12 protein-coding genes, 1 tRNA gene and 1 pseudogene are annotated in these 15,170 nt (G+C 41.4%); 9 read left to right on the top strand and 5 right to left on the bottom strand.

Annotation, left to right across the window (positions count from 1 at the left end; translation table 11 throughout):
- Window positions 1-7: 7 nt before the first annotated feature.
- Entirely contained in the window at window positions 8-502 is a 495-nt protein-coding gene (locus Xentx_RS08695; RefSeq protein WP_074019864.1) for a DNA polymerase III subunit chi, read from the bottom strand.
- An 81-nt stretch (window positions 503-583) separates the two neighbouring features.
- On the bottom strand, window positions 584-2,092 hold the full coding sequence (gene pepA, locus Xentx_RS08690; protein WP_074019863.1) for a leucyl aminopeptidase: 1,509 nt from the start codon (window positions 2,090-2,092) through the stop codon (window positions 584-586).
- A 280-nt stretch (window positions 2,093-2,372) separates the two neighbouring features.
- Between pepA and lptF the strand changes: the two genes are divergently transcribed.
- Window positions 2,373-3,470: an LPS export ABC transporter permease LptF gene (gene lptF / locus Xentx_RS08685; RefSeq protein WP_074019862.1), complete on the top strand. Its 1,098-nt coding sequence runs from the start codon at window positions 2,373-2,375 to the stop codon at window positions 3,468-3,470.
- Window positions 3,470-4,546, top strand: coding sequence for an LPS export ABC transporter permease LptG (gene lptG / locus Xentx_RS08680; RefSeq protein WP_074019861.1), 1,077 nt, complete (start codon window positions 3,470-3,472; stop codon window positions 4,544-4,546). The genes lptF and lptG overlap by 1 nt, the downstream gene beginning before the upstream one ends.
- 79 nt (window positions 4,547-4,625) lie before the next feature.
- On the opposite strand, the gene ampH is transcribed toward lptG, so the two are convergent.
- On the bottom strand, window positions 4,626-5,828 hold the full coding sequence (ampH, locus tag Xentx_RS08675) for a D-alanyl-D-alanine-carboxypeptidase/endopeptidase AmpH (protein ID WP_074019860.1): 1,203 nt from the start codon (window positions 5,826-5,828) through the stop codon (window positions 4,626-4,628).
- A 397-nt stretch (window positions 5,829-6,225) separates the two neighbouring features.
- On the opposite strand from ampH, the gene Xentx_RS08670 reads away from it, so the two are divergent.
- A tRNA-Leu gene (locus tag Xentx_RS08670) sits at window positions 6,226-6,310 on the top strand.
- Between the two features lie 192 nt (window positions 6,311-6,502).
- Window positions 6,503-7,030 (top strand): P-loop NTPase family protein, encoded by a 528-nt coding sequence (locus tag Xentx_RS08665; protein WP_074019859.1) that lies wholly within the window; start codon window positions 6,503-6,505, stop codon window positions 7,028-7,030.
- Window positions 7,031-7,125: 95 nt separating this feature from the next.
- On the opposite strand, the gene Xentx_RS08660 is transcribed toward Xentx_RS08665, so the two are convergent.
- Window positions 7,126-8,025 carry a LysR family transcriptional regulator gene (locus Xentx_RS08660; RefSeq protein WP_074019858.1) on the bottom strand — a complete coding sequence of 300 codons (900 nt, stop codon included), beginning with the start codon at window positions 8,023-8,025 and terminating at the stop codon, window positions 7,126-7,128.
- Between the two features lie 262 nt (window positions 8,026-8,287).
- Here Xentx_RS08660 and Xentx_RS08655 point away from each other — a divergent pair, with 262 nt between their 5' ends.
- Window positions 8,288-9,604, top strand: a complete 1,317-nt coding sequence (locus tag Xentx_RS08655; protein ID WP_074019857.1) for a M20 family metallo-hydrolase — start codon at window positions 8,288-8,290, stop codon at window positions 9,602-9,604.
- Window positions 9,605-9,644: 40 nt separating this feature from the next.
- Window positions 9,645-11,168 (top strand): p-aminobenzoyl-glutamate transporter, encoded by a 1,524-nt coding sequence (gene abgT, locus Xentx_RS08650; RefSeq protein ID WP_074019856.1) that lies wholly within the window; start codon window positions 9,645-9,647, stop codon window positions 11,166-11,168.
- A 92-nt stretch (window positions 11,169-11,260) separates the two neighbouring features.
- Here the strand turns inward: abgT and Xentx_RS08645 are convergent, their stop codons facing one another.
- A complete protein-coding gene (locus Xentx_RS08645; protein WP_074019855.1) occupies window positions 11,261-12,022 on the bottom strand; it encodes an IS5 family transposase in 762 nt (253 codons plus the stop codon).
- A gap of 99 nt (window positions 12,023-12,121) precedes the next feature.
- Between Xentx_RS08645 and Xentx_RS19365 the strand changes: the two are divergent.
- From Xentx_RS19365 to Xentx_RS08635, 3 genes and pseudogenes are all read left to right on the top strand, one after another.
- Window positions 12,122-12,288 (top strand): annotated as a pseudogene (locus tag Xentx_RS19365) (tyrosine-type recombinase/integrase); the annotation flags it as partial.
- Between the two features lie 64 nt (window positions 12,289-12,352).
- The gene (locus tag Xentx_RS08640; protein WP_074019854.1) at window positions 12,353-13,456 is read left to right on the top strand and encodes a class I SAM-dependent methyltransferase; all 1,104 of its coding nucleotides are present in this window, start codon (window positions 12,353-12,355) and stop codon (window positions 13,454-13,456) included.
- 9 nt (window positions 13,457-13,465) lie between these two features.
- Window positions 13,466-14,977, top strand: a complete 1,512-nt coding sequence (locus Xentx_RS08635) for a DNA methyltransferase (RefSeq protein WP_074019853.1) — start codon at window positions 13,466-13,468, stop codon at window positions 14,975-14,977.
- The last annotated feature ends 193 nt before the right edge of the window (window positions 14,978-15,170 follow it).

Below are 15,170 nucleotides of genomic sequence, written 5' to 3'. Positions count from 1 at the left end.
TTGATATTCAATAGGTTGGCGGGGTTGCCATGGTCAAATTAAAGCCGACGCTACGATAAGATTTATATCGTTCGCGCGCTAACTGTTTCAGATTTTCATCAATAGGAACGAAGTCTATCACTTCATGGAAAGCTGTGGCAAAGTCTGCAAAATAAGGAAGCAGTGTCACCAACACATCGCGGGGAGTATTGCCTCTTTTTTGCGGCCAGCACAACTCCACGGGTGCTCCATAACGGGGACCTTCACCGGCAAGATTGTGCGGTACAAATTGGCTCGGCTCTCGTTGCCATAATGCTTCATCCAATTTTTCAGCCTGTTGCTGGCTTTCACAAGCAATCAGAACCCGCTTCCCTGCACGCCATTGTTCAGCAGCAAGCTGACATGCCAGCCATTCATGTGGCTGTAGATCATCTGACGATGATTGTTCCGATAACCGCTTTTCCGGTGACAGCTTTTCTAATGATGATAGCTTTTCTAATAAATAGAAGGTGGCGTTTTTCATAGTTTCTTGGTTGCAAGGTTACTGGAAACAGTAAGGGTATTGCAGTTGCAATACCCTTAATTCCATTAAGCGGCAGGAGCATTAATCATCAGAATTCAAACCTGAACGATTTAACAGGAATTGTGACAGGAGTGCAACCGGACGACCTGTTGCTCCTTTCGCTTTACCTGAACGCCATGCTGTACCCGCGATATCCAGATGTGCCCAGTGGTATTTGCTGACAAAGCGGGACAGGAAAGCGCCTGCGGTAATTGCACCACCAGAGCGCCCGCATGAGTTTACCATATCCGCAAAATTGGATTCTAACTGTTCGGTATATTCATCAGCTAACGGCAGACGCCACGCTCGATCACCGGCTTGCTCTGAAGCATTCAGTAGTTCATGTGCCAGTGGATTATGGTTAGACATCAGGCCAGTATAATGGCCACCCAGAGCGACGACACAGGCACCGGTCAAGGTTGCGACATCAATGACCGATTCTGGCTCAAAACGCTCAACATAAGTCAGTGCATCACACAGTACCAGACGACCTTCCGCATCGGTGTTTGTCACTTCAACGGTCTGGCCGGACATGGTAGTCAGAATGTCTCCAGGACGATAGGCGCGTCCGCCAGGCATATTTTCACAACCTGCCAGGACACCGATGACATTGATTGGCAATTGCAGTTCGGCAACAACGCGCATAGCGCCATAGACAGAAGCGGCGCCGCACATATCATATTTCATCTCATCCATGCCTTCGGAGGGTTTGATCGAGATACCGCCGGAGTCAAAAGTCAGCCCTTTGCCCACCAATACGATAGGTTTCGCATTGGCGTCTGTGCTGCCTTTATACTCCATGATTGCCATCAGGGATTCATTTTGCGAACCCTGGCCAACCGCCAGATAAGAATTCATACCCAGCTCTTTCATCTGCTCTTCACCAATGACTTTGGTAGTCAGATTGGCTACATTGTCAGCAAGCTGGCGCGCCTGTGATGCCAAATACGCAGCATTACAGATATTGGGTGGCATATTGGCGAGATCTTTCGCTGCCTTGATACCCGATGCAATGGCCAGACCGTGCTGAATAGCGCGTTCACCGCTGGTCAATTCGCGGCGGGTCGGTACATTGAACACCATTTTGCGCAGTGGGCGACGCAGTTCATTTTTGCTGCTCTTGAGTTGATCAAAAACATACAGCGACTCTTTGGCTGTTTCGACCGCTTGACGTACTTTCCAGTAATTATTACGTGCCTTCACATGCAGTTCCGTCAAGAAACAAACTGCTTCCATTGAGCCGGTTTCGTTGAGGGTATTGATCGTTTTCTGGATAATTTGCTTATACTGGCGTTCATCCAGTTCACGCTCTTTTCCACATCCAACCAGTAAAATACGCTCAGACAGTACATTCGGAACATGATGTAGCAACAAGGTTTGACCTACCTTGCCTTCAAGTTCACCACGGCGTAATAAGGCACTGATATAGCCATTACTTATTTTGTCAAGTTGCTCTGCGATAGGGGAAAGACGGCGGGGTTCAAACACGCCGACAATAATACAGGCACTGCGCTGTTTCTCCGGGCTACCGCTCTTTACACTAAACTCCATGAGTTCTCCTGAATCTTAAAGACAAAGACGGATACAATCGCTAAAATACCGCGTTCCGCATTAATTCATCCCAAAGAAAATTAACGGTTATGTTAAGCTAAGCATATTATTTTTTGGTACTTAGATAACGATAACTATGTTCTAATTGGGAACCAATATATGGAATGCTTTGGTATCATTTTAGCGATGGGGAAGCCAAACTGATTCATATAAATGGTAGATATACGACGAAGTTAGCGACTTTCCTGCAAAAAGACAAGTTTTCACAGGCGTAATAAGCGTGATCATCATTAGATATCTAGTACGGGAAACCCTGAAAAGCCAAATCGCAATACTGTTCATCTTATCGCTGATCTTTTTCAGCCAGAAATTAGTTGACGTATTGGGTGCGGCGGTAGAAGGAAATATTCCCGCAAATTTGGTTTTATCGTTGTTAGGTTTAGGTGTGCCAGAGATGGCGCAGCTTATTTTGCCCCTGAGTTTATTTCTTGGGGTATTAATGACGTTTAGTAAACTCTATACCGAAAGTGAAATCACCGTCATGCATGCCTGCGGGTTGGGTAAAAGTGTATTGGTGAAATCAGCCCTTATTCTGGCTCTATTCACATCAGTAGTAGCGGCGGCTAACGTTATCTGGATCACGCCGTGGTCTGCCAAATATAAAGCGCAAGTACTGGCGGATGTAAAAGCCAATCCAAGCCTTGCGGCGATCGTGGAGGGACGGTTTAAGCCTTCTCGTGATGGTAACATGGTGCTGTATATCGGTAATGTGAAGGGCAATTCTTTTGAAAATGTTTTTCTGGCTCAGCTCCGTCCAACGAATGACCAGCGTCCTTCTGTAGTCATTGCAGATGGTGGGCATATGGAAGAGCGTCCGAATGGTAATCAGGTGGCAGTACTCCATCAAGGTACGCGCTATGAAGGTACAGCACTGTTACGTGATTTCCGTATTACTGAGTTCATCAATTATCAGGCGGCGATTGGACATCAAAAAGCAAATATCGATAATAAAGTTGAACAAAAATCGATTGAACAGCTTTGGCATGACACCGATAACGACTCCCGCGCAGAGTTTCATTGGCGTTTGACGTTGGTTGTTTCGGTGCTAGTTATGGCATTGATGGTGGTGCCGTTAAGTGCCGTGAACCCACGCCAAGGGCGGATACTCAGTATGTTGCCAGCCATGTTGCTTTACTTGATTTTCTTCCTGTTGCAAAGCTCCCTGCACTCCAATGGTAGTAAAGGTAAATTAGATCCCCTACTTTGGATGTGGTTGGTCAATGGAGTCTATTTTGCGTTGGCTATGACGCTTAATCTGTGGGATACCGTACCCATGCGTAAACTGCGTTCATGCTTTAAGACTCAAGGAGCGTCATGATGTTTGGGGTATTGGATAGATATATTGGCCGGACCATCCTGCAAACCATCCTGATGACTTTGTTTATGCTGGTATCACTTTCCGGCATTATTAAGTTTGTCGATCAGCTCCGCAAAGTAGGGCAGGGGGAATATACCGCACTTTCCGCTGGTATTTATACGCTGCTAAGCGTTCCCAAAGATATTCAGATCTTCTTCCCAATGGCTGCTCTGCTTGGAGCGTTATTGGGCTTGGGGGCACTGGCAACACGCAGTGAGCTGGTGGTTATGCAAGCTTCTGGCTTTACCCGTCTGCAAGTAGCTGGTTCCGTCATGAAAACGGCAATCCCACTAGTCTTGCTGACGATGGTAATTGGCGAATGGGTTGCCCCGCAAGGAGAGCAGCTTGCCCGTAATTATCGCTCCCAAAAAATGTATGGTGGTTCACTGATGTCCACTACTAAAGGGCTTTGGGCGAAAGATGGCTACGATTTTGTCTATATCCAAAGTGTAGGAAAGGACAACGCCCTGAATGGCGTCAGCATCTATCATGTAGATGACAATCAAAAACTGTTATCCATAAAATATGCGGCTTCAGCGGTGTATGACCAAAATAACCATCAATGGAAGTTATCTCAGGTTGAAGAATCCGATTTAACCCAAAATGGGCAGATTACTGGGTCACAACGTATTTCTGCGGACTGGAAAAGTCGGCTGACACCAGAAAAGTTGGGCGTGGTTTCCCTCGATCCTGAAGCGCTTTCCATACGCGGCCTGCATCAATATATTACCTACCTGCAACAGGGCCAGCAGGATGCAGGGCGTTACCAGCTTAATATGTGGAAGAAAATCTTCGCACCTTTATCGGTTGCGGTAATGATGTTGATGGCTCTCTCCTTTATCTTCGGGCCACTGCGTAGCGTGCCGATGGGATTTAGGGTTATTGTGGGTATCAGCATGGGCTTTGTGTTCTATGTCTTGAATGAGATATTCGGCCCACTTAGTCTGGTTTATAGTATGCCGCCGATATTAGGGGCGCTGTTGCCAAGTTTGTTGTTTTTTGCAGTGAGTGTTTACTTACTCTTACATAGAAAATAGCAATAACAAACTGATAAATAATAAAATTCATTTATCGCCTCCACCTTCAATAGTGGAGGCGATTCCTTTCTTAAAGAAACTAAATTTGATTATGATTGCGCGCCAATTCTACAACTAATTCATTAACTCCACTTGTCACGCTACTAAATTTACTTTGCTCTTTGCGCGTCATCACCACAAATACGCCGATATTGCTTTCAGGGATCATTGCCATATAGGTATTAAAACCACCGCCGCCGCCAGTTTTTTGATAAATACCTTTAGCATCCATATATACCCAGCCAAGACCGATACCATCTGCCTGGCCCGCAACATCCATCCCTTTGATTGATTTCAGATTGGCTCGCTTAAAGTAGATACCTTGTTCACGACTGGCAGTCTGTTTCCTTAACTGATTATGGGAAGATAAAAACTGTTGCATCCAGTGCTGCATATCTGCGGGAGTAGAATAAACCCCGCCACTGCCCGCAGCAGCAATAGTATTTACGCAAGGGCTGGATTTAACCCCTGCCATCAAACGGGCGCATTGGGATGGTGTGGGCGTCAGCGTCGTATCTTTCATGTGATAAGGATGAGTAATTTCCTCTTGCAGCAGACGGGCATATGGTTTTCCTGTTGCTTTAGAAAGGGCATCAGCTAATAAATCATAGGCCAGATTGGAATACGAAGCCGTCGTGCCAGGCGCGGCATCTATTCTAGCGGTTTTCAGCCAAGCCCAACGATTCGATTGGGTCGGCCAAATAAATACAGGGCGTCCCCATTTTCCGCCAGGTTGTTCCCGTGGCAACCCACTAGTATGGCTCGCCAGATGATACAATAGAATTTGACCTGCGCCGTAATTAGGCACAGGGACACCGTAATAAGTGTATTTCTGCAACGGATCGGTAATTTTGAGGTGTTTCTTCTGTGCCAACTTAACCATAATTTCGCTGGTCATCAATTTGGTAATAGAAGCAATACGAATTAAAGAATCCTGGCGTGGCCGAACGCCGCTCCCTGGATAAGTTTCTCCAAAACTGCGATGTATGACTTGATTATTATCGATGACCACCATCGCCATTCCCAAAGGATTGCCCTCTTCGAAGATGGATTGGGAATACTGGTCGACTAATGCCGTAGCTATTTTCTTGATATTGTCATTACTCTCGAACACTTCCCATTTTGCAGGTTGCACATTGGATTGCTGAAATTTTTTCTGGTGTGAATGACCAGAATCTGCACAAGCTGAAATCGCCCATGCCATGACGGAAACTGCACACAGTTTATATAGCCGTTTTTTCATTTTTGGATTAACCAATCAGGGAGCGATCAAGTGGGGGAATAAAGCTGTTATTTGTTTTTCTTAAATATCGCCATAATGGCACCAATAACGATACCCAACAGGATACCTGTAAAAATCCAACTGATAATAGTCATGATAATTTCCCTCATAGCAGTTTATTGTTTTGAATTATATAAGGAGTTTATGGGTTGTCTATTGGTTGGAGGGAATTGTGTGAAGAGGAATTTGCGGGATGTGATGGAAAAGGTGGTTGGGTTTTAAGCGTTACGGGTAAAGGTCTGGTGAAAAAATAGAATAAGTGATTCTTTTTTCGGCGCTTGAACAAAATCGAAAGGATAAGTGTTGCGAATGCTCTTCTGACAGGTATAATGGCCCCCGTTCTCCGAACCATTTCAGTGCCGAAGTGGCGAAATCGGTAGACGCAGTTGATTCAAAATCAACCGCCTTCGGGTGTGCCGGTTCGAGTCCGGCCTTCGGCACCATATAAATTAAGACGCTAAATAAAAAGAAGCGTCTTTTTTTATTTCTGAAATTCACGTATTGCAAAGCTTCTATAAGAATTCTGGTCATCAATATCATTATGAGTTTACTCATATCATAGCTTCATTAATGTAAGTGAGCGTGTGCTCTCATCTCGATAACAAAAATTGGCGCTATTACTACTGGTGGATGTAATGAAACTTTCAGATTTAGGCAATAGAATTTGCATTATGGGGCCTTCAAATAGCGGTAAATCTACGCTTGCTAATGCTATCTCAAGGAAGTGTAACTTGAAGGTCATTCATCTGGATCAGCTTTTTCATTTACCCAATACGAACTGGCAGGAACGTTCCGTAGGTGAATTCATCTCATTACATGATATGGCAATAGAAGAAGAGAATTGGGTGATAGATGGGAATTATAGAAAATGTTTACCACAACGGTTATCTAGAGCAACTGGGATGATTTTATTGGATGTCTCAACACCCTCAAGCCTGCTCCGTTATGTCAATAGAACACTATTCCAACGCAATCGCTATGGTGGTCTGGAAGGTAATAGGGATAGTATCAAATGGAAAATGATCCATCATATTTCCGTTGTCGCACCAAAGAGCAGAAAACGTTATGCGGACTTGTTTGAACAAGTGACCATACCTAAGATCAAACTGACATCCATTAAAGAAATTAAGGAGCAATTTGATAAATGGGAACTTATTCGGTAGTTACTTATGTAAATTATTTTCATCATGTGGAAAAAGTACATTAAATGGATAAACTAACAGAATTTATTTGCCGATGTAGCAGATACAATTAAAAATCAATCACGGCAATACATCCGAAAAAGCCTCGCTAAATGTTCTCCTGCGGGAGTGAGCTTTGTATCCCTGCGTTGAATAAGTCCAAAAGTCGCAAACGGCAATTGTTCTCTAAGGTTTAAAGCGACAAATTGCTGATCAAATAAAGCCTCATTAACCACATCTATTGCCACAATCGTTAAAAAATCACTTTCAGCGACTAAGCTCATGCAAGACATCAATGTTTCACATGTAACACTAAAGATTGGTGGTTTATTCAGAGATGCAAAGTTTTCAAATAACCGACGATAATAAGTGCTTTTTGGTGTTGGCATAGTCCAGTCACAATCCACTAATTCCTCTAAAGAAGTAGCATTCGCTTTGGGATGTCCTTTCCGTACAATAATTTTATATTCTTTTTCCATCAGCTTTTCGAAATTCAATTCTGCATTCAGACTGCCAGGATAATAGGTATTCACGGTAAAATCCAATTCGCCTTGTCTGAGTTGAGGCAACATTGTCAATAATTGCCCCTCTACTACTCTTAATTTTACTGTCGGGTAATCACGGTGAAACTGTGTGATGATCTTTGGCATAATGGTACGTGCAATACTGCCTGCAACACCAATATTAACAACACCACCAATTAATCCAATACGTTGTTGAATATCTTCCTGAGCAATCCTAAGCTCTTCAAGTATTAGGCTTGCTCGGTGTAGAAAACCTTTACCACATTCGGTTAGATGAATACCTTGGTTACTACGGATAAATAATTTTGTACCGAGCGCATCCTCCAACTCGCGTATTGCTTTAGTTAAAGCTGGTTGGGAGAGTGACAGAGAACGACTGGCAGCCCTGATACTGCCATGGCGGTTGATTTCAACAAAAGCACGCAATTGATTGAGTTTTATTGGTGTCGTCATTTTTTTCTCTTGAGATAACTTTTAATTATATAGGAAAAGTTAATTGTATCTTATTTAAATGGGATTTACTGTCTACATTAGAGTGGAGTAATAAAAATAGGTTCCACATTAAAGAGTGAAGATATTTATTAACTATTCTTGTAATTAAATAGAAATAATTTAATTAGAATTAGATTAAATTAATTTATTAACGTGAATCAATGTTGATGAAATAAAGCAAAACACTCTCCATATTTTTAGACAACTAAAAGAGATAATGATTATGGATATTTTATTAAGCGAATCTATTCAGCAAATAGCCGGAAAATTACAAAGCTGGCGCCGTGATTTTCATCAGTTTGCTGAATCAGGTTGGTTCGAATTCAGAACCGCAACTGTCGTGGCAGATGAACTGCATTGTTTAGGTTATAGCCTGAAAATGGGAAAAGAGGTTATCAAAGCAGACGCCCGAATGGGTGTACCGCCGGAGCAGGCATTACAAGCACAGGAACAGCGCGCGATTAAGCAGGGCGCTTTGACCGCATGGCTGCCTCATTTTTCAGGTGGATTTACGGGCATTGTTGCGACACTCGATACAGGCAAACCTGGGTCAACTCTGGCTTTTCGGGTTGATATGGATGCCCTTGACCAGAATGAGGCGCAAACTCATCGACATCTCCCTTACGCGGAAGGTTTTTCCTCTTGCAACGCAAATATGATGCATGCCTGTGGGCACGATGGTCATACAGCAATCGGCCTGGGGCTTGCCCATATCTTGAAAAAATATGAAAGCCAACTGACAGGAAAAATAAAACTGATTTTTCAGCCTGCGGAAGAGGGAACACGAGGGGCAAAATCAATGGTGGAAGCGGGGGTAGTCGATGATGTTGATTTATTTATCGCTATCCATATTGGCCTTGGTGTGCCTCAAGGAGAACTAGTCTGCGGGAGTGATAATTTTTTTGCCACTACCAAAATCGATATCACTTATCGTGGCGTTGCCGCCCATTCTGGCGCCAAACCTGAAGAGGGAAAAAATGCTTTGTTAGCTGCCACTCACGCAACTTTAGGGTTGCATGCTATTGCTCACCACAGCGAGGGTAGTTCACGAATTAACGTTGGGGTGTTACGGGCAGGTATTGGCCGTAATATTATTCCTGACCACGCATTAATGAAAGTGGAGACACGCGGTAAAACCAATGAGATCAATGAGTTTGTTTACCATCAAGCCTTGAATATTATTGATGGGGCAGCAAAAATGCAGGGTGTTGAATATGAAATAGCGTTAATGGGAGCTGCGCAAAGTAGCCCACCTAGCCCTGCATGGGTCGATTTTATTTACCAGCAAGCCCAGCAATATATTCCAGAGCTTTCGTCTGTTGTCAAAAGCCGTCAGCAATCTGCGGGATCGGAGGACGCGACCTATTTTATGGAACGTGTCAAAGCGAATGGCGGTCAAGCTACCTACCTTATTTTCGGCGCAGAACTGAGCGCGGGTCACCATAATGAGCGGTTTGACTTTGATGAAAATGTGATGACAACCGCAGTAAAAACCTTGGCGACTATCGCACTGCATCTCCCTTATTTCGATGCTACCTGATGACAAAATAATAACGACAGCAAGCACAAAGGAAATAACGATGAGTGAAGCAACTATTCCTGTAAATAAAAGTCCGGGGCGTATTCTTGGTTGGATTGAAAGAATCGGAAATAAAATTCCAAATCCTTTTGTTTTATTCGTTTATTTAACCGCTGTATTAATGATAGCAACGGCTATTTTTTCCTGGTTTGATTTGAGTGTAAAAAATCCCACCAATGGAGAACTTATCAGAGTTAAAAATTTATTGGGCGCTGAAGGATTACAGTGGATCTTACCGAATATCGTTAAAAATTTCAGTAGTTTTACCCCACTTGGTGCCATATTAGCCTTGGTTATTGGTGCGGGGCTTGCGGAAAAAGTCGGGTTATTGCAAGCCCTGATGTACAAAATGGCTTCTGGCATTAATCAACGTTATGCCAGTTATATGGTGCTATTTATTGCCTTTTTTAGCCATATTTCTTCGGATGCAGCGCTCGTTATTATGCCACCGCTAGGGGCACTGATTTTTATTGCAGTAGGCCGACATCCCGTTGCAGGATTACTGGCTGCGATTGCGGGAGTTGCTTCGGGATTTACTGCGAACTTATTGATTGTTACAACCGATGTTCTGTTATCGGGTATCAGCACAGAAGCAGCCAAAATACTTGATTCCGATTTACAAGTTAGTGTCATTGATAACTGGTATTTTATGGCAACGTCGGTGATTGTCCTGACAATTGCAGGGGCAATTTTAACGGATAAGTTTGTAGAGCCACGTCTTCCCGCATGGAAAGGTAATCACAATGAGAAGCTGGAAAAACTCACCCCGCAACAGAACCGTGGATTGTTAATGAGTGGCCTATCAGCATTGGTTTTCATTGGAATTATTGCGTTATTGGTCGTCCCTGAAAATGCCTTACTGCGTGATCCACAGACCGGAACAATTATTCCATCGCCATTTATAAAAGGGATCGTGCCTGTCATTATCCTGTTTTTCTTTGTGGTTTCGATTACCTATGGTGTTTCCATAAAACAGATAAAAAAACCTAATGATATTCCTGAGCTGCTGGTTGATCCCATGAAAAGCATGGCGGGTTTTATCATCATGGTCTTCCCTTTGGCGCAATTTGTTGCTTTCTTTAACTGGAGCAATATGGGCAAATTTATGGCGATAGGGTTAACCGACATACTGGAAACTTTAGGCATGACAGGTGTTCCGGCTTTCATCGGGTTAATGTTCTTATCCTCTTTCCTGTGTATGTTTATCGCGAGTGGATCGGCCATCTGGTCGATTCTGGCGCCGATTTTTGTGCCGATGTTTGTCTTGCTGGGTTTTCACCCTGCTTTTGCCCAGATAGTCTTCCGTATTTCTGATTCTGCTGTCTTGCCCTTAGCACCGTTATCACCTTTTGTGCCGCTCTTCTTGGGATTTCTCCAGCGTTATTATAAAAATGCCCAGTTAGGCACTTATTACACATTAATACTGCCTTATCCACTGGTGTTTTATACTGTTTGGATAGTGTTATTAGTAGGATGGTATTTTGCTGGGTTGCCGATTGGGCCGGGGATTTATCCGATGTTGTAAGTAATGATTATTTAAAGCGTCTGGCTGATAATAGGGCGTTTTGATGTTTTGTGAGGGATTATTAGGGGCTGTTGATTTTTTAAGGTCATAATTCATTCAGCCCACATGGGCAACCAGACAATGATAAACGCCAGAGCCAACATACTGGCGTAATTCAGTTCAAGCTTATCGTATCCTGTTACTATTACACGAAAATGTTTTATTCGAGCAACCGCATTTTCCACCAAATGTCGATAACGGTATAAACGCTTATCAATTTGCTTGTCCGATTTTCGGCTATTTTTTCGGTAGGGAATAATCGGTGTGGCTCCTTGCTGTTCAATATGACTTCTGAAAGACTGACTATCGTACCCTTTGTCAGTTATCACAAAGTCCGAAGGGGGAGAGTGTTCGACTAAACTTTCAGCATGAACAATGTCATGCACTTGTCCCCCGGATAATTCAAAATGAATCGGTAAGCCGAAACTATCGACGGCCAAATGGATTTTAGTTGAATGTCCACCACGACTTTTACCCATCGCTTCATCCTTCTCTGAATCCGCTCCTGCACTATGCTGATGAGTCCGGACAATACTGCCATCAATAAACAACCATTCCCTGTCTGCAATCCCAGATAACCATTTGAAAATGAGCTGTAAACTCCCTTTCTTTGACCCGGCATTAAAACGCGAAAAGACGCTATGCCATTTGCCGAATTCTGGCGGTAAATCGCGCCAGGGAATGCGCGTTCTCATTCGATAAAGAATGCCTTCCAAGGTCAAACGGTGCCTAGGCTTTTCATAAACCCAACCCGTGTGTTGCATTAACGCAGATAGCTTATTCCAATGGAGATCTGTTAACATAGTTCGCGGCATGATGGTGAGGTCTGGTTGTTTTTTGGCGAAAGGAATTATACCAAATCATCATGCTGTCTAATAATCCCTCACAAAACATCAACACTCCCTAGTCTATGATCAAAGGATGCGGTAGAATGCCAGATGAGCCATCAGGAACGCAATAATGTTCGTGTGGCTTAATACATAAGGAGGAGCGTAGACTTATGTTGCAGTGGTGGGCAAATTATATTGATGAAAATTCGATTCGAACCGTATTACCATTTTTTTCAGATAATGATTGTTGATCAGTAATTAAATTGAGCTCTTTCATTATATTGTAGTCTAATTTTATAAAGTGAATATTTTGTTATGTTGGAAAGGTTAAAAGAGTTGGATTGGGATTTTTCTGGAAGCAATAATAAGGATGGTCTACATTCAATACATCCGTATCCAGCAAAATTTATTCCTGAAATACCAGAACAGTTAATTAGGGAACTAGCTCCTAAAAAAGGCGTAATATTAGATCCTTTTTGTGGTTCAGGGACTACAATGTCGGTAGCCCAAAAAATGGGATATGAATCTATTGGTATTGACTTAAACCCTATCGCGTGCCTTATCAGCAGAGTGAAAACTTCAGTATTACCGGATGATTTTAGATGTGCTTATAAAAACGTACTGGTAGATGCCAAGAATCGAAAAGATTTTATCGTTGGAAATAATATCCCAAACGTTGATCATTGGTTTAGAACTGATATTCAAGAAGAAATTTCAAAGTTTAGAAAAGCGATAGAAAATTATTCTGAAAATCAAGCAGTATATAATGCATTAAATTTAGCACTGTCAAGTATACTTGTTCGAGTATCAAATCAGGAAAGTGATACGAGATATGCGGCAGTTGAAAAAAAGATAACAACAAATGATGTGTATAAACTTTTTGAGAATAGCTGTGAAAAGCTACTTGAGACGGTAAAAGTTGATAAAAATGCTCCTAAGGTTAGTGTCATAAATAAAGATGTTTTAAAGATTGATAAGTCTGATATTTCATCAGAAATAGGCCTTGTAATTACCTCGCCACCATACCCAAATGCTTATGAATATTGGTTGTATCATAAGTATCGTATGTGGTGGTTAGGTTATGATCCGGTTTCCGTTAAGGAAAGCGAGATTGGTGCAAGGGCCCATTTCTTTAAAAAAAATCATCATACCGAAATGGATTTTTATCATCAAATGTCAAAAACACTACTGATGATTGATAATGTTTTGATAAAAGACGGCTATATTGCAATAGTTGTAGGTCGCTCTAAAATACATGGAAAGTTAGTAGATAATGCCTTGTTAATTGAGGAAGCAGCTAAGAGTATTGGATTAATGTCTGTAGGGAAGTTTAATAGGGTGATAAAGTCTAGTAGAAAATCGTTTAATTTAAATCATGCTAATATTAAAGAAGAAACAATTGTCGTTTTAAAAAAATAAGGCTTAATCATGTTGTTAAAATTTCCTGATTATAGTATGTTTCAATATGAAAGAGAGTTTGCTGAAAAGGAAGTTCAATTACTCTTCCCTCAAGTTAGTTATTCGGTTTCACCCGAAGGTATATTTCTTAATATTCAGAAGGATAGCTCTTACTTAAATAATTTAAAGAAATTAACTTATATTAAATCAATACCATGGGGTAATGGCGAAGAAATAACATATCAGGCTTTAAAAGAAGCATCTTGCCCTAAAGTTGGTTCCCACAAAAAACAATCAACAAGATATGGCGCACATGGATTGCATGAATATAAAGGAAAATTTAATCCGCAAATTGTATCATCTATAATTAATCTTTGCGGTATAAAAGAAAATGATAAGATACTTGAACCATTCTGTGGGAGTGGCACAACACTCTATGAAGCAATGCTAAATGGCATATGCTCAGAAGGGTTTGATTATAATCCATTAGCTTGTTTTTTATCTAACGCGAAGCTTTCAACTGTAAAAATTTCTGGCGATGAGTTAATTCGATACTCAGACCTTGTTATCACTCAGTGTCGAAAAAAATATAACGATGTGGTTATCAAGATTGATGAGCGAAGTGAATATTTATCAAGATGGCTAGATCAAAATTACTTTAAAATATTTGAGTGTTTATTACAATTATCAAAGGTTCTGATTGATAATAATGATATTAGGAATGTATTTCTCTGTGTATGTTCAAATAATCTGCGAGAATATTCTTTGCAGGAACCTGCTGATTTGAGAATTAGACGTCGCACAAGCCCATACCCTGATATTGATGTTTTGACAAAGATTAATAATACGGTATCTGAAATTGCACTTAGTATAAATGCTATAAAAAGAGTATGTCATTTTGATAATGTTCATATTAGTAGCCGGGCTCATAATATTGATATTCGAGATACAGAAAGCCTCCTCGATTATAAAGAGTACAGTGCTGCTATAACCAGCCCTCCTTATGCAACAGCTCTGCCATATATAGATACACAACGATTAAGCCTGATTTGGTTAGGACTGTCATCTCCAAAACAAGTAAAAGAGTTAGAAAATAATCTTATTGGTTCGAGAGAATTGACAAAAAAAGAAGAAAAACTTTTAAGATTAGAGTTAGAACAAAATACGAAAGAGATAAATATTGAGTTGCATAAGCTTTGTAATAATATGTTAAATTCTCTTGGTAGTGACGATGGTTTCCGTCGACAGGCGATGCCTTTCATTGTATATCGCTATTTTTCTGATATGCAACTAATGTTCAAAAATGTGTGGGCCATGCTAAAGAGTAGTGGCACTTTTGCGTTGGTAGTAGGGCATAATCAAACTACATTAGGCGGTAAGCTATTTAACCTTGATACACCAACATACCTTAAAATGATAGCAGAAGAGAATGGTTTTAGTTCTGTCGATGATATTAAATTAGATGTATATAAAAGATATGATTTGCATAAAGCTAATTCCATAAATAGTGAAAGACTGATAATATTGAAAAAGGTTGATTGAATGAAAAAGGGTATAATTAGTAAGAATTATACCCTTTTTCATTAATTATGGCTTTAGCCAGTTTAAGATGCGTTAGCTTCTTAAACATAAAACCACCCGCTATGCGGGTGGAGTTCAAGGGTTATACCAAGAAAAACACCTTTCCGTTACGATATAGATGTTCAAGCTAATATACGTAACTTAAATAAGGAAA

The sequence above is a fragment of the Xenorhabdus thuongxuanensis genome, from assembly GCF_001908095.1.
Lineage (GTDB): Bacteria > Pseudomonadota > Gammaproteobacteria > Enterobacterales > Enterobacteriaceae > Xenorhabdus > Xenorhabdus thuongxuanensis.
Note: the sequence above shows the minus strand (reverse complement) of the source record. Positions and strands in the feature narration are given on the sequence as shown.